At 61.4% G+C, this 21,467-nt stretch carries 15 protein-coding genes and 2 pseudogenes; 8 read left to right on the forward strand and 9 right to left on the reverse strand.

The genetic code is table 11. The features are described 5' to 3' along the window. Positions 1-3: 3 nt before the first annotated feature. The 4 genes from ttgB to ACF8EA_RS17810 all read left to right on the forward strand — a co-directional run bounded on the left by ttgB (position 4) and on the right by ACF8EA_RS17810 (position 7,036). Positions 4-3,156: a multidrug efflux RND transporter permease subunit TtgB gene (gene ttgB, locus ACF8EA_RS17795; RefSeq protein ID WP_021785781.1), complete on the forward strand. Its 3,153-nt coding sequence runs from the start codon at positions 4-6 to the stop codon at positions 3,154-3,156. Beyond that, positions 3,153-4,607: an AdeC/AdeK/OprM family multidrug efflux complex outer membrane factor gene (locus tag ACF8EA_RS17800; RefSeq protein ID WP_392522810.1), complete on the forward strand. Its 1,455-nt coding sequence runs from the start codon at positions 3,153-3,155 to the stop codon at positions 4,605-4,607. Before ttgB ends, ACF8EA_RS17800 begins: the two co-directional genes overlap by 4 nt. A gap of 407 nt (positions 4,608-5,014) precedes the next feature. After that, on the forward strand, positions 5,015-6,271 hold the full coding sequence (locus ACF8EA_RS17805) for an OprD family porin (protein WP_021785783.1): 1,257 nt from the start codon (positions 5,015-5,017) through the stop codon (positions 6,269-6,271). A 240-nt stretch (positions 6,272-6,511) separates the two neighbouring features. Continuing rightward, positions 6,512-7,036, forward strand: coding sequence for a DUF962 domain-containing protein (locus ACF8EA_RS17810; protein WP_103463026.1), 525 nt, complete (start codon positions 6,512-6,514; stop codon positions 7,034-7,036). An 82-nt stretch (positions 7,037-7,118) separates the two neighbouring features. Here the strand turns inward: ACF8EA_RS17810 and pcaC are convergent, their stop codons facing one another. The 8 genes and pseudogenes from pcaC to pcaR all read right to left on the reverse strand — a co-directional run bounded on the left by pcaC (position 7,119) and on the right by pcaR (position 15,233). Further along, positions 7,119-7,511, reverse strand: a complete 393-nt coding sequence (gene pcaC / locus ACF8EA_RS17815) for a 4-carboxymuconolactone decarboxylase (RefSeq protein ID WP_010952489.1) — start codon at positions 7,509-7,511, stop codon at positions 7,119-7,121. Between the two features lie 10 nt (positions 7,512-7,521). Then, the gene (gene pcaD, locus ACF8EA_RS17820; RefSeq protein ID WP_021785785.1) at positions 7,522-8,313 is read right to left on the reverse strand and encodes a 3-oxoadipate enol-lactonase; all 792 of its coding nucleotides are present in this window, start codon (positions 8,311-8,313) and stop codon (positions 7,522-7,524) included. Positions 8,314-8,324: 11 nt separating this feature from the next. Further along, positions 8,325-9,677 (reverse strand): 3-carboxy-cis,cis-muconate cycloisomerase, encoded by a 1,353-nt coding sequence (locus tag ACF8EA_RS17825; protein ID WP_392522811.1) that lies wholly within the window; start codon positions 9,675-9,677, stop codon positions 8,325-8,327. A gap of 9 nt (positions 9,678-9,686) precedes the next feature. Next, positions 9,687-10,976, reverse strand: coding sequence for an MFS family transporter (locus ACF8EA_RS17830; protein ID WP_392522813.1), 1,290 nt, complete (start codon positions 10,974-10,976; stop codon positions 9,687-9,689). A gap of 187 nt (positions 10,977-11,163) precedes the next feature. Then, the gene (gene pcaF / locus ACF8EA_RS17835; RefSeq protein ID WP_392522822.1) at positions 11,164-12,369 is read right to left on the reverse strand and encodes a 3-oxoadipyl-CoA thiolase; all 1,206 of its coding nucleotides are present in this window, start codon (positions 12,367-12,369) and stop codon (positions 11,164-11,166) included. Further along, positions 12,366-12,461, reverse strand: a pseudogene (locus ACF8EA_RS17840) (CoA-transferase subunit beta); the annotation flags it as partial. The gene pcaF and the pseudogene ACF8EA_RS17840, both read right to left, overlap by 4 nt. A gap of 229 nt (positions 12,462-12,690) precedes the next feature. After that, positions 12,691-14,037, reverse strand: a complete 1,347-nt coding sequence (locus tag ACF8EA_RS17845; RefSeq protein ID WP_021785789.1) for an MFS transporter — start codon at positions 14,035-14,037, stop codon at positions 12,691-12,693. A gap of 320 nt (positions 14,038-14,357) precedes the next feature. Continuing rightward, positions 14,358-15,233: a pca regulon transcriptional regulator PcaR gene (gene pcaR, locus ACF8EA_RS17850; protein WP_021785790.1), complete on the reverse strand. Its 876-nt coding sequence runs from the start codon at positions 15,231-15,233 to the stop codon at positions 14,358-14,360. 478 nt (positions 15,234-15,711) lie between these two features. Between pcaR and ACF8EA_RS17855 the strand changes: the two genes are divergently transcribed. Both ACF8EA_RS17855 and ACF8EA_RS17860 read left to right on the forward strand, forming a co-directional pair. Next, on the forward strand, positions 15,712-15,912 hold the full coding sequence (locus ACF8EA_RS17855; RefSeq protein WP_021785791.1) for a hypothetical protein: 201 nt from the start codon (positions 15,712-15,714) through the stop codon (positions 15,910-15,912). 313 nt (positions 15,913-16,225) lie between these two features. Beyond that, positions 16,226-17,698: an inorganic phosphate transporter gene (locus tag ACF8EA_RS17860; RefSeq protein ID WP_028697497.1), complete on the forward strand. Its 1,473-nt coding sequence runs from the start codon at positions 16,226-16,228 to the stop codon at positions 17,696-17,698. A gap of 122 nt (positions 17,699-17,820) precedes the next feature. On the opposite strand, the gene ACF8EA_RS17865 is transcribed toward ACF8EA_RS17860, so the two are convergent. After that, the gene (locus tag ACF8EA_RS17865; protein WP_084850839.1) at positions 17,821-19,296 is read right to left on the reverse strand and encodes a helicase HerA-like domain-containing protein; all 1,476 of its coding nucleotides are present in this window, start codon (positions 19,294-19,296) and stop codon (positions 17,821-17,823) included. Positions 19,297-19,465: 169 nt separating this feature from the next. Between ACF8EA_RS17865 and ACF8EA_RS17870 the strand changes: the two are divergent. Beyond that, a pseudogene (locus tag ACF8EA_RS17870) lies at positions 19,466-20,482 on the forward strand (cache domain-containing protein); the annotation flags it as partial. Between the two features lie 93 nt (positions 20,483-20,575). Continuing rightward, on the forward strand, positions 20,576-21,340 hold the full coding sequence (locus ACF8EA_RS17875; RefSeq protein ID WP_373604725.1) for a methyl-accepting chemotaxis protein: 765 nt from the start codon (positions 20,576-20,578) through the stop codon (positions 21,338-21,340). The last annotated feature ends 127 nt before the right edge of the window (positions 21,341-21,467 follow it).

The following is a 21,467-nucleotide window of genomic DNA, read 5'->3' on the forward strand; positions in this document are numbered from 1 at the left end:
ACCATGTCGAAGTTCTTTATCGATCGCCCGATCTTCGCCTGGGTGATCGCGTTGGTGATCATGCTGGTCGGGGCCTTGTCGATCCTGAAGCTGCCGATCAACCAGTACCCCAGTATCGCGCCGCCGGCCATCGCCATCGCCGTAACCTACCCGGGCGCCTCGGCGCAAACCGTGCAGGACACCGTGGTGCAGGTGATCGAGCAGCAGCTCAACGGTATCGACAACCTGCGTTATGTGTCGTCGGAAAGTAACTCCGACGGCAGCATGACCATTACCGCCACCTTCGAACAGGGCACCAACCCCGACACCGCGCAGGTACAGGTACAGAACAAGCTGAACCTGGCTACCCCGCTGCTGCCGCAGGAAGTGCAGCAACAAGGTATCCGCGTCACCAAAGCAGTGAAGAACTTCCTGCTGGTGATCGGCCTGGTCTCCGAAGACGGCAGCATGACCAAGGACGACCTGGCCAACTACATCGTCTCGAACATGCAGGACCCGATCTCGCGCACTGCGGGTGTGGGTGACTTCCAGGTGTTCGGTGCGCAGTACGCCATGCGTATCTGGCTCGATCCGGCCAAGCTGAACAAGTTCCAGCTGACCCCGGTCGACGTCAAGACAGCTGTGGCCGCACAGAACGTGCAGGTGTCTTCCGGCCAGCTCGGCGGCCTGCCAGCCCTGCCGGGCACCCAGCTGAACGCCACCATCATCGGCAAGACCCGCCTGCAAACCGCCGAGCAGTTCGAGAACATTCTGCTCAAGGTCAACAAAGACGGTTCACAGGTACGTCTGGGTGACGTCGCCCAAGTGGGCCTGGGGGGTGAAAACTACGCAGTCAGCGCCCAGTTCAACGGCAAGCCGGCTTCCGGCCTGGCGGTAAAACTGGCAACCGGCGCCAACGCCCTGGACACCGCCAAGGCACTGCGCGAGACCATCAAAAGCCTGGAACCGTTCTTCCCGCCGGGGGTCAAGGCGGTATTCCCGTATGACACCACCCCAGTGGTCACCGAATCGATCAGCGGTGTGATCCACACCCTGATCGAAGCCGTGGTGCTGGTGTTCCTGGTGATGTACCTGTTCCTGCAGAACTTCCGCGCTACCATCATCACCACCATGACCGTACCGGTCGTATTGCTGGGTACCTTCGGTATCCTTGCCGCCGCGGGCTTCAGCATCAACACCCTGACCATGTTCGCCATGGTATTGGCCATCGGCTTGCTGGTGGACGACGCCATCGTCGTGGTGGAGAACGTCGAGCGGGTAATGTCCGAGGAAGGCCTGCCGCCCAAGGAAGCTACCAAGCGCTCGATGGAACAGATCCAGGGCGCCCTGGTGGGTATCGCCCTGGTGCTCTCGGCCGTACTGCTGCCCATGGCGTTCTTCGGCGGTTCCACGGGTGTCATCTACCGGCAGTTCTCCATCACCATCGTCTCGGCCATGGGCCTGTCGGTGCTGGTTGCGCTTATCTTCACCCCGGCGCTTTGCGCAACCATGCTCAAGCCGCTGAAGAAGGGCGAGCACCACACCGCCAAAGGCGGGTTCTTCGGCTGGTTCAACCGCAACTTCGACCGCAGCGTCAATGGCTACGAGCGCAGTGTCGGCACCATCCTGCGCAACAAGGTGCCATTCCTGCTTGCCTATGCACTGATCGTGGTCGGCATGATCTGGCTGTTCGCCCGCATCCCTACCGCGTTCCTCCCGGAAGAAGACCAGGGCGTACTCTTCGCCCAGGTGCAGACCCCGGCCGGCTCCAGTGCCGAACGCACGCAGGCCGTGGTCGATCAGATGCGTGAATACCTGCTCAAGGACGAAGCCGATACCGTATCGTCGGTATTCACCGTCAACGGCTTCAACTTCGCAGGCCGCGGCCAGAGCTCGGGCATGGCATTCATCATGCTCAAACCATGGGATGAGCGCTCGAAGGAGAACAGCGTGTTCGCCCTGGCACAGCGTGCCCAGCAGCACTTCTTCACCTTCCGTGATGCAATGGTGTTCGCCTTCGCCCCGCCAGCGGTGCTTGAACTGGGTAACGCCACCGGCTTCGACGTGTTCCTTCAGGACCGCGGCGGTGTCGGCCACGAGAAGTTGATGGAGGCGCGCAACCAGTTCCTGGCCAAAGCCGCGCAGAGCAAGATCCTCAGCGCCGTGCGACCGAACGGCCTGAACGATGAACCGCAGTACCAGCTGACCATCGATGACGAACGTGCCAGCGCCTTGGGCGTGACCATTGCCGACATCAACAACACCCTGTCGATTGCCTTGGGTGCCAGCTACGTCAACGACTTCATCGACCGTGGCCGGGTCAAGAAGGTGTACATCCAGGGCGAACCCAGCGCGCGGATGAGCCCGGAAGACCTGCAAAAATGGTACGTGCGCAACGGCGCAGGCGAGATGGTGCCGTTCTCCTCCTTCGCCAAAGGCGAATGGACCTACGGTTCGCCGAAGCTGTCGCGTTACAACGGTGTCGAAGCGATGGAAATCCTCGGTGCACCGGCGCCTGGCTACAGTACCGGTGAAGCCATGGCCGAGGTCGAACGCATTGCTGGCGAGCTGCCAAGCGGTATCGGCTTCTCCTGGACCGGCATGTCCTACGAGGAAAAACTCTCCGGCTCGCAGATGCCGGCGCTGTTCGCCCTCTCGGTACTGTTCGTGTTCCTGTGCCTGGCAGCCCTGTACGAAAGCTGGTCGATCCCGATCGCTGTGGTGCTGGTAGTACCGCTGGGTATCATCGGTGCACTGATCGCCACCAGCCTGCGCGGCCTGTCCAACGACGTGTACTTCCTGGTTGGTCTGTTGACCACCATCGGTCTTGCGGCGAAAAACGCCATTCTGATCGTCGAGTTCGCCAAGGAGCTGCACGAACAAGGCCGTAGCCTGTACGACTCAGCGATCGAAGCGTGCCGCATGCGTCTTCGCCCGATCATCATGACCTCGCTGGCGTTCATCCTGGGCGTGGTACCGTTGACGATCGCCAGCGGCGCCGGCGCCGGCAGCCAGCACGCCATCGGTACTGGCGTGATCGGCGGCATGATCAGTGCGACCGTGCTGGCTATCTTCTGGGTACCACTGTTCTTCGTCGCAGTGTCGTCACTGTTCGGCAGCAAAGAGCCGGAAAAAGACGTCACCCCTGAAAATCCACGTTATGAGGCTGGGCAATGACCAAGTCTTTGTTGTCCCTGGCGGTAACCGCTTTCATTCTTGGCGGCTGCTCGCTGATCCCTGATTACCAGACCCCGGAGGCGCCGGTGGCTGCGCAGTGGCCGCAAGGCCCTGCCTATTCGCCGACGCAATCGGCGGATGTTGCCGCTGCTGAACAGGGCTGGCGCCAGTTCTTCCACGACCCGGCGCTGCAACAGCTGATCCAGACCTCGCTGGTCAATAACCGCGACCTGCGGGTCGCGGCGCTGAACCTCGACGCCTACCGTGCGCAATACCGCATTCAGCGCGCCGACCTGTTCCCGGCGGTTTCGGCCACCGGCAGCGGCAGCCGCCAGCGTGTCCCGGCAAACATGTCGCAAACAGGCGAATCTGGCATTACCAGCCAGTACTCGGCCACTTTGGGTGTCAGCGCCTACGAGCTGGACCTGTTCGGCCGTGTGCGCAGCCTGACCGAGCAGGCCCTGGAAACCTACCTCTCCAGCGAGCAGGCGCGTCGTTCCACGCAAATCGCCCTGGTAGCCAGCGTGGCAAACGCCTACTACACCTGGCAGGCCGATCAGGCCCTGTTCAAGCTGACCGAAGAAACGCTGAAGACCTACGAGGAAAGCTACAACCTCACCCGTCGCAGCAATGAAGTCGGCGTGGCCTCGGCCCTGGACGTCAGCCAGGCGCGCACCGCCGTGGAAGGCGCCCGGGTCAAGTACTCGCAGTACCAGCGCCTGGTCGCCCAGGACGTCAACAGCCTGACTGTGCTGCTGGGTACCGGCATTCCTGCCGACCTGGCCAAACCGCTGGCGCTCGATGACGACCAACTGGCCGAAGTACCGGCCGGGCTGCCATCGGATATCCTCCAGCGTCGCCCGGACATCCAGGAAGCCGAGCACCTGCTCAAGGCCGCCAACGCCAACATTGGCGCAGCCCGCGCAGCGTTCTTCCCAAGCATCAGCCTGACCGCCAACGCCGGCAGCCTGAGCCCCGACATGGGCCACCTGTTCTCGGGCGGCCAGGGCACCTGGCTGTTCCAGCCGCAGATCAACCTGCCGATCTTCAACGCCGGCAGCCTGAAAGCCAGCCTGGACTACTCGAAGATCCAGAAGGACATCAACGTCGCCAAGTACGAAAAAACCATCCAGACGGCCTTCCAGGAAGTCTCCGATGGCCTGGCGGCACGCAAGACCTTCGAAGAGCAGTTGCAGGCCCAGCGCGACCTGGTGCAGGCGAACCAGGACTACTACCGCTTGGCCGAACGCCGTTACCGCATCGGGATTGACAGCAACCTGACCTTCCTCGATGCCCAACGCAACCTGTTCAGTGCCCAGCAAGCGCTGATCGGAGACCGCCTGTCGCAGCTGACCAGCGAGGTCAACCTGTACAAGGCGCTTGGCGGTGGCTGGTACGAGCAGACCGGGCAGGCCAACCAGCAGGCATCGGTGGAAACACCGAAAGGCTGATCGGCCTTGTTACAAAAGTAGAAAGCCCACCCTTAGAGGTGGGCTTTGCTTTTTTACTGCCTGTGCTGGCCAGTATCCCCTGGCGATTCAGCGTCGCAGCCACCACCGTATTCGCGGGTGAACCCGCTCCTACACGGATCGTGTGGCGGACACATACGGTGGTTGGGCGCAAGCCGTCGTAGGAGCGGGTTCACCCGCGAAGAGGCCGCCCCAGGAGAGTTATTAACCAACCGGAACATTCCGTTCGATTATCGCCCCGTTCCGTTTGCGGCGAATTGCCTCACCCCCGCACTACCCCGCACCATCCCCCCACGCAACGTTACCCAAGTTCATCAAAAACACCCGCACCTGCAGGCCCGATCCTGCAGTGCACTGGCTCGACCATAAAAACAAGAGATCCACGACAGATGAGCATTTCGCTACCCGCACGCCAGCTGCTGCCCGGCCTGTTGGCCATGTCCTGCGCCCTCCCCGTGTTCGCCGCCAACGAAGGTGGTTTCATCGAGGACGCCAAGGCCACCCTCAACCTGCGCAACTTCTACATCAACCGCAACTTCGTTGACCCGGCCCACCCACAGGGCAAGGCCGAGGAATGGACGCAAAGTTTCATCCTCGATGCCCGTTCCGGTTTCACCCAGGGCACGGTCGGCTTCGGCGTGGACGTACTGGGGCTCTACTCGGTCAAGCTCGACGGCGGCAGAGGCACCACCAACACTCACTTGCTACCTGTGCATGACGACGGGCGCCCGGCCGATGACTTCGGCAGGCTGGGTGTGGCGCTGAAAGCCAAGCTGTCCGAAACCGAGCTGAAAGTCGGTGAATGGATGCCGGTACTGCCAATCCTGCGTTCAGACGATGGTCGCTCGTTGCCGCAAACCTTCCGCGGTGGTCAACTGACCTCCAGGGAAATCGCCGGTCTGACCCTGTATGCCGGCCAGTTCCGCGGCAACAGCCCGCGCAACGATGCCAGCATGGAAGACATGTCGCTCAACGGCAAAGCTGCCTTCACCTCCGACCGTTTCAATTTCGGCGGCGGTGAGTACAGCTTCAACGACAAGCGCACCATGATCGGCCTGTGGGATGCCCAGCTCAAGGACATCTACCGCCAGCAGTACCTCAACCTGACGCACAGCCAGCCGCTGGGCGACTGGACGCTGGGCGCCAACCTGGGCTACTTCATCGGCAAGGAAGATGGTGCCGAACGGGCCGGCAAGCTGGACAACCGCACCGCCTCCGCCTTGCTTTCGGCGCGCTACCAAGGCCACACCTTTTACGTTGGCCTGCAGAAGGTCAGCGGCGACGATGCCTGGATGCGGGTCAATGGCACCAGTGGCGGTACCCTGGCCAACGACAGCTACAATTCAAGCTTCGACAATGCCAAGGAGCGTTCCTGGCAGGTTCGCCATGACTTCAACTTCGCCACCGTCGGCGTACCCGGCCTGACCCTGATGAACCGCTATATCAAGGGTGAAAACGTCACCGTGGGCAGCGTGGACGATGGCAAGGAATGGGCGCGGGAAACAGAGCTGGCCTATGTGGTGCAGTCGGGCAGTTTCAAGGACCTGTCGGTGAAATGGCGCAACTCGACAATGCGTCGCGACTTCAGCACCAACGCGTTCGATGAGAACCGCTTGATTGTGAGTTATCCGCTGAATCTTCTGTGAATCAGATGGCCTCTTCGCGGATAAACTCGCGAAGAGGCCAGTCTCCCCTCAAGTGACCTAACGCTATAAACATTCATGCACCTTCTTCGGGGCATGATTTGCTGCAGCTGAATAAAACCCTGCCATGAATTTGCCAGTGCGAACTGCCGCCATTCGCTGAGCTGATGATGGTGGTGACGGCGGACTATCCTGATCACTATCGGGTACAGGTGAAACCAAGCAGAACAGGGAGGCACAACAATGAAAACCCTCGTCGACCACCTGAGCCAATACGCCAACTACCACCGCGACCCGCGCAACATCGCCACCCACTTCGTCGGTATTCCCATGATCGTACTGGCAGTCACCATCCTGCTTTCACGCCCAGGCTGGGAGATGGCTGGCATGTGGCTGTCCCCTGCCCTGGTGGCAGCGGCGGCGTCGGTGTGGTTCTACCTGCGCCTGGACCTGCGCTTCGGGCTGGTGATGGGGCTGTTGCTGGGCCTGTGCCTGTGGGTCGGTGAGGCGCTGGCAGTGCAGTCGACAACACTGTGGCTCGGCGCCGGGCTGGGGGCGTTCGTGGTGGGCTGGATCATCCAGTTCATCGGCCATTACTACGAAGGCCGCAAACCGGCATTTGTCGATGACGTGAGTGGCCTGATCATCGGGCCATTGTTCGTGGTGGCGGAAGCTGCGTTCATGTTGGGCCTGTGCCCGACACTGAAGCATGCCGTAGAAACCAAAGCCGGCCCGGTTGCCATGCGGGAGAAAAAGGCATCGGTGTAAGGGCCATCGCGGGCAAGCTCCCGGCCACAGGTCTGCAGGGTTATGCAGGACCTGTGGCCGGGAGCTTGCCCGTGAACACGATTTACTGGCGCGACTCTACGCCAAGCTCATCCCACACCGACTCAGCCAAGTGGAACGTGGCATTGGCCGCCGGAATGCCGCAGTAGATCGCGCTCTGCATCAGCACTTCCTTGATCTCGTCGCGGGTCACGCCGTTGTTGGCTGCGGCGCGCAGGTGCAGCTTCAGTTCGTCGTTGCGGTTCATGCCGATCAGCATGGCGATGGTGATCAGGCTGCGGGTATGGCGCGGCAGCCCCGGGCGGGTCCAGATGTCACCCCAGGCGTGGCGGGTGATCATTTCCTGAAACTCGCCATTGAAGTCGTTGAGTTTCTCCAGGCTGCGGTCCACGTGGGCATCGCCCAGCACTGCGCGGCGCACTTGCATGCCAGCGTCGTAACGTTGTTTCTCGTCCATGGCGTTGTCCTCAGTGAGCCAGCAGGAAATCGAGCACGCGGCGGCTGAAGGCTTCGCCAATCTCGACATTGGACAGGTGCGCCGCCGGGAAGTCGACGTACTCGGCACCTTGGATACCGGCCTGCATGAAGCGGCCATGCTCAGGGGTGGTCACTACGTCTTCAGTACCGGCAACGATCAGCGCAGGCACCTGGATGCGGCCCAGTTGCTCACGATAATCAGCGTCACGTACCGCTGCGCAGTTGCCGGCATAGCCTTGCGGGCTGGTTTGCGCCAGCATCTGACAGATACGCTGAGCCTGCTCCGGCTGTGCCTGGGCAAAACCTGGGGTGAACCAGCGGGCGATGGAGGCATCGCGCAGGTCGACCATGGCCTGCTGGCCACCTTTGAGCACAGTGTCGATACGGGTGTTCCACACCTCGTCGTTGGCGATCTTGGCGGCCGTGTTGCACAGGGTCAGGCTGCGCAGGCGCTCACCTGCATTGATGCCCAGCCACTGGCCGATCAGCCCGCCCATCGACAGGCCGACGAAGTGAGCCTTCTGGATGTCCAGGCCGTCGAGCAGAGCCAGCACGTCGCGGCCCAGCTGTTCGATGCTGTAAGGGCCTTCAGTGACCAGCGATGCACCGTGACCGCGGGTGTCGTAACGCAGCACCCTGAAGTGCTGGCTCCACAACGGAATCTGGGTGTCCCACATGCCCAGGTCGGTACCCAGCGAGTTGGACAGGACCAGCACCGGGGCGTCTTCCGGGCCATCGATCTGGTAATTCAAAACGCCATCGGCCAGTTGCAAGTGCGCCACAGCGGTCTCCTTCAGGCAGTGAAACGTTGATGTTCGGACACGGCGCGCGCCACCCAGACGCGGGCCTGGCCCAGGTAATGGGCAGGGTCGAGCAGGCGATCGAGTTCTTCGCCAGACAGCTCGGTGCTGACCTGCGGCTCCTCCCCCAGTACGGCACGCAGGTGCCGCTGTTCAGCCACCGCGCGCTGGCAGCATTGTTCCAGTAGGTGGTGGGCACGGTCGCGCCCCAGGCGCTGGGCAAGGACAATGCTCACCGCTTCGGCCAGCACCAGGCCTTGTGTCAGGTCGAGGTTATGGCGCATGCGCGCGGCATCCACCTCCATACCCTCGGCAATCATTTGAGCCTGGCGCAGGGCGCCAGAGACCAGGCAGCAGATATCCGGCAAGGTTTCCCACTCGGCATGCCACAGGCCCAGGCTGCGTTCGTGCTCCTGGGGCATGGCCGCGAACAGCGTCGACAGCAGGCCCGGCACGCGGGTTGCGGCACCGATCAACACGGCAGCCCCCACCGGGTTGCGCTTGTGTGGCATGGTCGAAGACCCACCCTTGCCCGGCGCAGAAGGCTCAAACACCTCCCCCGCCTCGGTTTGCATCAGCAAGCTGATATCGCGGCCGAACTTGCCCAGGCTGCCGGCAACCAGGCCCAGTACCGAGGCAAACTCCACCAGGCGGTCACGCTGGGTGTGCCAGGGCTGTTCGGGCAGGGACAGTTTGAGCTGTTCGGCCAGCGCTTCGGCCACCGGCATCGCCTTGCTGCCCAAGGCCGCCAGGCTGCCCGAGGCTCCGCCGAACTGCAGGACCAGCAGGCGCGGGCGCAGTTCATGCAGGCGCTGACGGTGGCGGGTCAAAGCACCCAGTACACCGGCCAGCTTCATGCCCAGGGTCACCGGGGTAGCATGCTGCAACCAGGTACGCCCCACCAATGGCGTATCGGCATGCTTCAACGCCTGCTGCGACAGGGTATCAGCCAGCTTGCCAAGGTCAGCCTCGATCAAGTCCAGGGCATCGCGCAACTGCAGAACCAGACCGGTGTCCATCGCATCCTGGCTGGTCGCCCCAAGGTGCACATAGCGCTCAGCTTCAGGCACGCCAGTGGCAATCACTTTGCCCAACGCTTTCACCAACGGAATTGCCGAGTTGCCAGCGATGGCAATGGCATTGGCCAGCGCGCCGACGTCATAGCGCTCGGCCTGGCATGCCGCCTCGATGGCCGCCACCGCGCTGTGCGGGACCAAACCGGTAGAGGCTTCGGCACGGGCAAGCGCTGCTTCGAAATCCAGCATGCCCTGCAGGCGGCCACGGTCGGAGAAAATCTCGCGCATGGCCGGCGCGGTGAAATAGGCGTCGAACAGTTGGTTGCTCATGCAGCGTCCTTAATCATCATGGTGCAGGTACACCGCCTGCTTCGGCAGGCGCAGGCTGAACAGGAAAGCAATCGCCATCATCGCCGTCACGTACCAGTAGAAAGTGTTTTCCATCCCCAGGGTTTTCAGGCCCAGGGCCACATATTCGGCCGAACCGCCGAATGCTGCGTTGGCCACCGCATAGGCCAGGCCCACCCCCAGTGCACGCACCTGTGGCGGGAACATTTCGGCTTTCACCAGGCCGCTGATCGAGGTGTAGAAGCTGACGATACACAGGGCCAGGCTGATCAGCACAAAGGCCATGAGCGGGCTGGTCACGGTTTTCAGTGCCATCAGCAGCGGCACGGTGAACAGGGTACCGAGCGCGCCGAACAGCAGCATCGAATTGCGCCGACCGATACGGTCGGACAGCATGCCGAAGAACGGCTGTACCACCATGAACAGGAACAATGCCCCGGTCATCACGTAGCTGGCGTTCTTGGCTGACATGCCCGCAGTGTTGACCAGGTATTTCTGCATATAAGTGGTGAAAGTATAGAAAATCAGCGAGCCACCAGCGGTGTAACCCAATACTGTGATGAACGCCGCTGCGTGATTGCGGAACAGGCCACCGATCGAACCTGCATCCTTGTCATTGCGGGCTTCGGCGCTACTGGTCTCGTGCAGCGAACGGCGCAGCATCAACGAGATCAGGGCGGCGATGGCCCCCACCACGAAAGGAATGCGCCAGCCCCAGGCCCGCAGTTCATCTTCAGTCAGCAGCTGTTGCAGGATCACCACGACCAGTACCGCCAGCAACTGGCCGCCAATCAGGGTGACGTACTGGAACGAAGCAAAGAAGCCGCGCTGCCCACGCAGGGCCACTTCACTCATGTAGGTGGCCGTGGTGCCGTATTCGCCCCCAACCGACAGGCCCTGGATCAGGCGAGCCAGCAATAGCAGCGCCGGTGCCCAGGTGCCGATGCTGGCATAGGTGGGCAGGCAAGCGATCATCAGGGAGCCGAAGCACATCATCAGCACCGAGATCATCAGGGAATTCTTGCGACCATGGCGGTCGGCGAGGCGGCCGAAGATCCAGCCACCGATTGGGCGCATCAGGAAACCTGCGGCGAATACACCAGCCGTGTTCAACAACTGCACGGTGGGATCGTCCGAGGGGAAGAAGGCCGGGGCGAAGTAGATCGCACAGAAGGCGTAGACGTAGAAGTCGAACCATTCCACCAGGTTGCCTGACGAGGCACCGACGATAGCGAAGATGCGCTTGCTGCGTTCTTCGCCAGTGTAATAGGTTGAAGTCATGACGGTTTTACTCCTGGAGGGTACTAGGTAAATCTAGACATACCTGGTAACACACTCGTTCCGCTATCTGGCTGGCAATTGGCCTTATGTCTCACAGGACAGGCCTCTTCGCGGGCAAGCCCGCTCCCACAGGTGATTGCGTGGATCCCTGTGGGAGCTGGCTTGCCCGCGAAGAGGCCGGTACAGGTCAAACCCGCTCGATGGCCAGTGCCAGACCTTGGCCAACGCCCACACACATGGTCGCCAGGCCTTTACGCCCACCACTCTTCTCCAGCTGGTGCAGCGCAGTCAGCACCAGGCGCGCACCGCTCATGCCCAGCGGGTGGCCCAGGGCAATGGCGCCGCCATTAGGGTTTACCTGTGGCGCATCGTCAGCGACACCCAGCTCACGCAGCACTGCCAGGCCTTGGCTGGCAAACGCCTCGTTAAGCTCGATCACGTCGAAATCAGTTACCGCCACCCCCAGACGCTCAGTCAGCTTGCGCACCGCCGGCACCGGGCCAATGCCCATGACACGTGGAGCAACGCCGCCGCTGGCCATGCCCAAAACGCGGGCGCGCGGGGTCAGGCCGTGCTTCTTCACCGCAGCGGCCGAGGCCAGGATCATCGCCGCGGCACCGTCGTTCACGCCCGAGGCGTTGCCGGCGGTGACCGTCTTGTCCGGACCGTTGACCGGTTTGAGCTTGGTCAGCGCCTCCAGCGTGGTTTCCGGGCGCAGGTGTTCGTCACGTTCGACGATGATTTCGCCCTTCTTGTGAGCGATACGCACCGGCACAATTTCTTCGGCGAAGAAGCCGGCAGCCTGCGCAGCAGCAGCCTTTTGCTGACTGCGCAGGGCGAACGCGTCCTGGTCAGCACGCGAAACCTGATAGTCATCAGCCACGTTGTCGGCGGTTTCCGGCATGGAATCCACACCATACTGGCTCTTCATCAGCGGGTTGATGAAACGCCAGCCAATGGTGGTGTCTTCCAGCTTCATGTTGCGCGAATAGGCGCTTTCAGCCTTGCCCATGACGAACGGAGCGCGCGACATCGACTCGACGCCACCGGCAATCACCAGTTCCATCTCGCCGCTGGCGATGGCGCGGAAAGCAGTGCCGATGGCATCCATGCCCGACGCACACAGGCGGTTCAGGGTGACACCCGGAATGCTTTCCGGCAGGCCGGCCAGCAGCAGTGCCATGCGGGCCACGTTGCGGTTGTCTTCACCGGCCTGGTTGGCGCAGCCGAAGAACACTTCGTCTACCTGGTCCCACTGCACGCCTGGGTTGCGCTCTACCAGCGCCTTCAGCGGCACCGCTGCCAGGTCGTCGGCCCGCACGCTGGCCAGGGCGCCGCCGAAGCGGCCGATGGGGGTACGGATGGCGTCACAGATGAATACGTCGTGCATCAGGCTTCTCCTGCCAGCTGGCCATGGGCCGCGGCGGTACGGGCGTCGAGGTCACACATGGTGGACAGCTCGATTTGGGTGGGTTCGGAAATGGTCTGCGCGTGGCATTTGGAGGCTCCTGGTCAGGGTGCTTCGATAAACCCAGATTAAGGAGACTGGTGGGCACCTTACAATCCGATAATCGACTATTCGTGCGATTATCGAACCATTTGTTCTACAACTATTCCCCCACCACCAGGCAGTTGTGCGCCCTGATCGCAGCACAACACCGCTCCTGCCGGAGCAGCCTTGTGCTGCGAATGGGCCGCGACGCGGCCCTCGCCCTCAGGTTGCGTCGGAGTGGCTGACCAGCCCCTTGACGACCACACCCACGGTCGCCAGCGCCGCCGGTACGAGCAAGGCCGTCAGCACCTGCTCGAAGTTCCAGCCCAGGCCCAACAGCGTTGCGCCACTCCAGGCCCCTAGAATCGCACCAAAGCGGCCAATACCCAGCATCCACGATACACCTGTGGCCCGGCCCTGGGTGGGATAGAAGCGGGCCGCCAGCGATGGCATTGCCGACTGCGCACCGTTCACACACATACCGGCGACGAGTACCAGCGTGGCTAGCACAGTGATGTTACCCAGGCTCTGCCCCACTGCGTAGGCGAACACCCCGGCCAGCAGATAGAAAATGCCGATCACCTTGTGCGGATTGAAACGGTCCATGGCCCAACCCACGCCGACTGCGCTTAGCACTCCACCAAACTGGAACAGCGCGCCGATGAACGCGGCCTGCTCCATGCTCGCGCCGCTGTCACGCATCAGGGTTGGCAGCCAGCTGGTCAGGAGGTAGACGATCACCAGGCCCATGAAATAGGTCAGCCACAGCAGCACGGTGCCCAAGCCGTAGGTGCCAGAAAAGATCACCGCAAACACGTTGCGCGCAGCCACCGCCTTTTGCTCCGGCACGCTGAAACTACCTGCCTCGGCCACCACTTGCGGCGCGATTGGCGACAAGGTCTTGCGCACCTTGTCGGTGCCGCGGTTGCGCACCACCAGGAACCGCGCCGACTCCGGCAGCCAGACCATCAGTACCAGCGCCAGCAGCAACGGCAGCACGCCACCGATGACCAGCAGGCTGTGCCAGCCGTAGGCCGGGATCATCTTGGCGGAAATGAAGCCACCACCGGCCATGCCCAGGTTGAAGCCACAGAACATGCTGGTCACCAGCAGCGACTTGAGGCGCTCCGGGGTGTATTCGGACAACAGCGTGGTGGCGTTGGGCATGCCAGCCCCCAGCCCCAGACCAGTCAGAAAACGCAGTACCAGCAACTGGTCGACGTTGGAGGCATAGGCCGAGGCCAGACTGAAGCCACCGAATACCAGCACCGCCCCCACCAGCACGCCTTTGCGGCCGAAACGGTCAGCCAGCGGCCCGGACCCCAGCGCGCCGAATACCATGCCGATCAATGCAGCACTCATGACCGGCCCAAGGCTCGCGCGGTCGATCCCCCACTCTTGCGACAGTGCCGGGGCGATGAAACCCATGGCAGCGGTGTCCAGGCCATCGAGGAAGACGATCAGGAAGCACAGCAGCACAACCCGCCACTGATACCGGGATAGCGGCTGCTGATTGATGAAAGATTGAACGTCGAGGCTTTTGCCGACGTTGGTTTGCGCTTGGTTCATTATTGTTATCCAGAATGTAGGGCACAGTCAGGCCGTTGCACACGGGTAACCGGTACAAGGGCGATGATTGGGGTAAATGGCCTGGGTCAGCCTGGATATAACGTTACTGCATGCGGGTGCGGCCGCAGCAGCGAGGTGACAGTATTCATGAGTAAGTGCCTCTTATGTTTTTCTTGTTCGGTCGGCTGGCCGACCGTTGCGAGAGACATTAATCAGCGTGCCGAGGTGAAGCAATTCACTCGGCACGACACTGTGCGTTTATCGCACAAGAAACGGTTTTGCCTGTTCCGATCCGGGGCCGCAAAGTGCTCCCTGCGGTCTCAACCGAACAACTGATGGCAAAGGTCCCGGCTGGCCGCCAGCAAAATCGGCAAGAACCGCTGCTCCAGCTCACTGCGGGTCACCCGCCCGACATGGGTACTTACATTCAACGCAGCCAATACCTGCCCCGAGGCGTCATACACCGGCACCGCAATCGATCGCAGCCCCTGTTCCAATTCCTGGTCGACCACGCACCAGCCCTGGGCGCGCACCTGCTGGATGCAGGCGAACAACGATTCAGGGTCATTCAGGGTACGGCTGGTGCGCGCCTTGAGGTCGGCACGTTCCAGGTACTCACGCAGGCTGGTGTCGTCCATGGCCGCTAGCAGAATGCGGCCCATCGACGTGCAATAGGCCGGCAGGCGCCCGCCCACTGACAGATCGACCGAGATCAACCGCTCGACCGTGGCCGAACGGGCTATATAAAGAATGTCGTCACCTTCAAGGGTGGCCATGTTGGCCGCCTCATGTAACTGGTCGCTGATGCGATCCAGGTACGGCTGGGCAGAAATTGCCAGTGGCGTGGACGACAGGTAAGCATGCCCCAGCGTCAACACTTTGGGCAGCAGCGAATAGGTACGCCCGTCAGTGGTGGCGTAACCCAGCTTGATCAGCGTGTGCAGGCAGCGGCGCACCGCTGCGCGAGGGATTTCGGTACGGTGGCTGATCTGGGCGATGGTCAGGTGCCGCTTGCGCTCCTGGAAGGCCTGGATCACGGCCAGGCCACGTGCCAGAGAGGTCATGAAGTCAGGGTCACCGGTAAAGGCCTGGATGCGCTTGGCCGGGGAAGCCACGATCGGCGGCGCCATGGCAGCCGAAGCAGGTCGCGCCACCTCCGCATTGCCGGAATCGTTGTCCAGGGTTTCGTCACTCATCGCACACCTCAAAAAAAACACCGGTTCGTGCGATTATCGAACAAACGGCCGATAATCGCAATTGACCGCCGACACGTTTGCTTATACCTTTCCTCTGCCACTTGTGGCTTCTTTGGAGAGACTGGTCAGGTACCCACCGTAAGAAGTCCCCAGGCAACGGCCTCGCCTTTCGGCGAGGCCGTTTTTCGTTACGGCCCGCCCTGACATTGCAGCGAACTTCTATCCTTCATTCCTTTCAAACTTGTACGAAAGGTCCAAACTGTTGGTGAACAGATCCTGCTACTTGCGCCAGATGATGTCAGTGCTGAGTAAATAACGATGTTCGGCGAATTATCGGTTGCTATAATCGACTGCGCAGGCCCTCCGCTTACCGTGGTGATGGAACCTTCCGCTTTAACAAGCCGTTGCGGCCAGCAAGGCAATATGCATGTGGCACAATGCATGACAACAGTCATTACACTTATTTCAGGTACTGCATGTGACGAAAGATGAACTGCGCGCGGAACTCGAGCGCCAGGCTGAACGTTACAAGGAAGTTTATGGTGGCGAAGTCACCACCTACGCCGCACAACCGGATCCGGAACGCAAACCTTGGCGCAAGCGTGCCAGCGTTCGCGACCAGGCCTTCAGCCAGGAACTGGAACGCATCGAAAAAGAACTGCGCAGCGACAATCCCTGAGCCTCGGGGGTCCTCTGCGCGTCGTCGCCCGGTCAACCCGGGCGAGGTCGATCTTTACTGTCTGGCCGATGATGAAATGGAATTACACAAATTTCATACGGCCGTTTGAAATTTTGCGAAATGGACATTTCACAATATTTAGACCATTTTTCGCCATTATTTTCGACTTTTAGCCGCAATTTACCCCACTGAACGCCCCCCTCTGCACGACACGCTTGCACCATGAAGACTGTCATCTGTCTGTTGCAGGTGCATCGATTGCCAAGGTTTTCTGGCATAATCCCGCCCCCCTATGACCCGCCAGACAACCTTCATGATCGATTTATTCAGCGGACTGGATGCCTGGGTATTGGTGAGCCTACTGCTCGCCTTGACCTTCGTACTCGCCTTCGAGTTCATCAATGGCTTTCATGACACCGCCAACGCGGTAGCTACCGTCATCTATACCAAAGCCATGCCACCGCACCTCGCCGTGTTCTTCTCCGGCGTGTTCAACTTCCTTGGCGTTCTGCTCGGCGGTGTAGGGGTGGCCTATGCCATCGTGCACCTGTTGCCGGTAGAGCTGCTGATCAATGTGAACACCGGACATGGCCTGGCCATGGTCTTCTCGTTGCTGGCCGCGGCCATCACCTGGAACCTGGGCACTTGGTACTTTGGCATTCCCGCCTCCAGTTCGCATACGCTGATCGGCTCCATTCTCGGTGTCGGCCTGGCCAACGCCCTGATCAACGACATTCCGCTGGGCGACGGTGTCAACTGGCAGAAAGCGATCGATATCGCCATGTCACTGGTGGTCTCGCCAATGGCCGGCTTCGCCGTTGCTGCGCTGGTGCTGATCGGCCTGAAATGGTGGCGCCCGCTGTCGAAGATGCACAAAACGCCGGAACAACGCCGCAAGCTCGACGACAAAAAGCACCCGCCCTTCTGGAACCGTCTGGTCCTGGTGGTTTCCGCCATGGGTGTGAGCTTCGTGCACGGTTCCAACGACGGCCAGAAAGGCATCGGCCTGATCATGCTGGTGCTGATCGGTATTGTGCCGGCCAAGTTCGTACTCGACCTGAACAGCACCACCTACCAGATCGAGCGTACGCGCGACGCTACCCTGCACATGAGCCAGTTCTACCAGCGTAACGCCGCCACCCTGGGCGAGTTCCTGGCACTGGGCAAGGCCAAGGCCAGCGACCTGCCGGAGCAGTTCAGCTGCAACCCTCAGCAGACCGAGCCGACCATCGCTGCGCTGCAGACCTCGCTGAAGGGCGTGACGGACTACCACAGCCTCGATGCCGATAAGCGCGTTGAAGTACGCCGCTACCTGTTGTGCCTGGATGACACCGCGAAGAAGGTTGGCAAGCTGCCAGGCCTGGACGCCCGTGAAAAATCCGACCTTGAAAAGCTGCGCAAAGACCTCACCGCCACTACCGAATACGCCCCGTTCTGGGTGATCGTGGCCGTCGCCCTGGCCCTTGGCCTGGGCACCATGGTTGGCTGGAAGCGCGTAGTGTTGACCGTAGGCGAGAAGATCGGCAAACAAGGCATGACCTATGCCCAAGGCATGTCGGCACAGATCACTGCAGCCTGCGCCATCGGCATGGCCAACGTATTCGCCCTGCCGGTGTCGACCACCCATGTGCTGTCATCCGGCGTGGCCGGCACCATGGTCGCCAACAAAAGTGGCCTGCAAGGCGGCACTGTGAAGACCATCCTGCTGGCATGGGTCCTGACCCTGCCTGCCTCGATGGGCCTGGCGGCCGGCCTGTTCTGGCTGGCGTCCAAAGCCATTGGCTGAGTGACACCGCAATGAATGAAGGCGCCCCCAGGGCGCCTTTTTCATAGCCGTCATTCCTGTGCTGCCCTGTTCTTTGCCGGGGCAGCCTTGTGCTACCGAGGGTATGGGCCTGCGCAGGAAGACTACCTTTTCTTGCTCCCTAACAACGACCCCATCAACCCGCGCACCAACTGCCGCCCCAACTGGTTAGCTGCCTGGCGCACTGCCGACTTGATCGCCTGCCCCGCTGCACTCTGCAAGAACTCGCCAGCCTTGTCGGCAAAGCTCTCTTCATCCGCCTTCGGTTGTGGCGCCGGTTCTACCGGTTCGCCCTTGCGCTGGGTCAGCATTTCATAGGCAGATTCACGGTCCACCGGCTTGTCATAGCGCCCAGCCAATGGCGAAGCGGCAATCAGCGCGCTGCGCTCAACCGCGCTCAGTGGCCCGATACGCGACTGCGGCGGTGCAACCAGCACCCTCTGCACGATGGCCGGCGTGCCCTTTTCTTCCAACGTGCCCACCAGCGCTTCGCCAATACCCAGTTCGGTCAGCACTGCCAAGGTGTCGAACGCGGGGTTGGGGCGGAAACCATCGGCTACCGCCCGCAGCGACTTCTGCTCCTTGGCCGTGAACGCCCGCAAGCCGTGCTGAATGCGCAAGCCCAACTGGGCCAGCACCGCGTCGGGCAAGTCCCCTGGCGACTGGGTAACAAAATAGACACCCACCCCCTTGGAGCGGATCAGCCGGACCACTTGCTCAAGACGCTCCTGCAACGCCTTGGGCGTGCCGTTGAACAACAAGTGTGCTTCATCGAAGAACAGCGCCAGCACCGGCTTGTCAGCATCACCGCGCTCGGGCAACTGCTCGAACAATTCGGCCAGCAGCCACAACAGGAACGTCGCGTACACCTTGGGAGCCTCGTGCACCAATCGGCTGGCATCGAGCAGGTGGATACGCCCACGGCCATCCGAATCAGGGCGCAGCAGGTCCTCCAGCTGCAATGCCGGCTCGCCGAACAGTGCCTCGGCGCCCTGCTGCTCCAAGGTAGCGAGCCGGCGCAGCAAGGCCTGGGTAGAAGCCGTGGTCATCAGCGCGCTGTCTTCGCCGAGCAGCTGCGGGTTATCCTTCAGATGCGCCAGCAGGGCCTTGAGGTCTTTGAGGTCCAGCAGCAGCAGGCCTTCGCGGTCGGCCACCTTGAATGCTGCGTACAACGCCGCCTGCTGACTGTCGGTCAGTTCCAGCAAATTGCCCAGCAGCAGCGGCCCCATTTCACTGAGGGTGGTGCGCAGCGGGTGGCCAGACTGCCCGGCGATATCCCACAGGCTCACCGGATAGGCCCGGGGCGTATGCCCCAGCCACGGCATGCCAGCGATGCGCTCAGCCACCTTGCCTTGCGGCGCACCGGCAGCGCCCAAACCACAAAGGTCGCCTTTGACATCGGCGGCGAACACCGCCACCCCCGCGTCGCTGAACACCTCCGCCAGATGCTGCAGAGTGACGGTCTTGCCGGTACCCGTTGCGCCAGCCACCAGACCGTGCCGGTTGGCCAGGCGCATTGCTTGACCGACTGGCTGGCCATCCGGGCCCGCACCTACAACGATGGTCGAAAATTCCGACATCTTTTTAATCCTCTGCTCAAGCTTTAGCTTAATTCGGCCGATACCTGTGGGTGATATTCGCCTTAATAGAGAGGAACAACCGAAAAGGGACTTCTCGGGATGTTGCACAACCTACGGCTCCACTCGTGCGAACGCCTGATATAGAACCTTAGCGGAACCGATTACGCCCATGAACAAAAGCCTTCGTTTCAGCCACAAGATTCTTTTGGCGGCATCACTGATCGTGATACTCGCCTTCAGCCTTTTCACCCTCTACAACGATTACCTCCAGCGTAATGCGATCCGCGAGGACCTGGAAAACTATCTGGCTGAAATGGGCGCCTCCACGTCAACCAACATTCGCAACCTGTTCGAGGGCCGGATAAAACTGGTGGAAAACCTGGCGCAGAACATTGCCCAGAACCCGGCCAGCGCCGAAACCCTGATGGGTCAGAATGCGCTGACCTCCAGCTTCCTCACAGTCTACCTGGGCAAGGTCGACGGCAGTTTCAGCGTGCGCCCTGACGCGAAGATGCCCGACGGCTACGACCCGCGTACCCGCCCTTGGTACAAGGACGGCATGAACGCCAGCGGCGCCACCCTGACCGAACCGTACATCGACATGACCACCAACAAGATGGTCATAGGCATCCTCAACAAGGTCTCCAGCAGCGTTGGCGTGGTCGGCGGCGACCTGGCCCTGGACGGCCTGGTGCAGATCATCAACTCGCTGAACTTCGGCGGCATGGGATACGCCTTCCTGGTCAACGACCAGGGCAAGATCCTGGTGCACCCGGATAAAGACCTGGTCATGAAGTCGCTGTCGGACTTGTTCCCGCAGCACACGCCGAAACTGACCGGTGAGCTGACCGAAGTGCAAAGCGATGGCCAGACTCGCCTGCTGACCTTCAGCCCGATTACCGGCCTGCCGTCGGCAAACTGGTACATCGGCCTGTCGGTGGACAAGGACAAAGCCTTCTCGATGCTCAGCACCTTCCGCACCTCTGCGGTGATCGCCACGTTAGTGGCAGTGGTGATCATCATCGGCCTGCTCGGCTTGCTAATCCGCGTGTTGATGCAGCCGTTGCACACCATGACCCGCGCCATGGAAGACATTGCCGAAGGTGAAGGCGACCTGACCAAGCGCCTGCATATCCACAACCACGACGAATTCGGTGTCCTAGGCAACGCCTTCAACCGCTTCGTCGAACGTATTCACAGCAGCATTCGCGAAGTGTCCTCGGCCACCGAGCAGGTCAACGAAGTGGCCCTGCGGGTGATCAGTGCTTCGAACTCGTCGATGACCAACTCCGACGAGCAGTCCAACCGCACCAACAGTGTCGCAGCCGCCATCAACGAACTGGGAGCAGCTGCCCAGGAAATTGCCGGCAACGCCGCCCAGGCTTCGCAGCACGCAAGCTCCGCGCGCCTGCTGGCCGAAGAAGGCCAGCAAGTGGTCGAGCGCAACATTGCCGCAATGAACCGCCTGTCCGACCTGATCGTCACGTCCAGCGCGCACATCGAAACACTGAACAGCAAGACCGTGAATATCGGCCAGATCCTCGAAGTGATCACCAGCATTTCCCAGCAGACCAACCTGCTGGCACTAAACGCCGCCATCGAAGCGGCCCGCGCCGGTGAGGCCGGGCGTGGCTTTGCCGTGGTCGCCGACGAGGTGCGCAACCTGGCGCACCGCACCCAGGAATCGGCGCAGCAAGTGCAGACCATGATCGAAGAGCTGCAGGTCGGGGCCCGCGAGTCGGTCGATACCATGGACCAGAGCCAGCGCCACAGCCAGGACAGCATGCAGATCGCCAACCAGGCGGGTGAGCGACTGGACAGCGTTACCGTGCGCATTGGCGAGATCGATGGCATGAACCAGTCAGTGGCCACTGCCACCGAGGAGCAGACCGCCGTGGTCGAGGCGATCAACATGGACATCAGCGAGATCAACATGCTCAACCAGGAAGGCGTGGAGAACCTGCAAGCGACCCTGCGCGCGTGCTCCGACCTCGAGCAACAGGCTGGCCGCCTGAAGCACCTGGTGGGCAGCTTCCGTATCTGATAGCTGCTACACCTTCGCCTGGCGCAGCCTTTGTGCTGCTCCAGGCATTGCGCCCCCTCTCAAACTGATCGAACAAACTATCCTTCTGATAGGTCCACCTTTAGGCGTGTCATCGCCGGCAATTCAA

Source organism: Pseudomonas sp. YQ_5 (genome assembly GCF_043103305.1).
In the GTDB taxonomy this organism is placed as follows: domain Bacteria; phylum Pseudomonadota; class Gammaproteobacteria; order Pseudomonadales; family Pseudomonadaceae; genus Aquipseudomonas; species Aquipseudomonas putida_Y.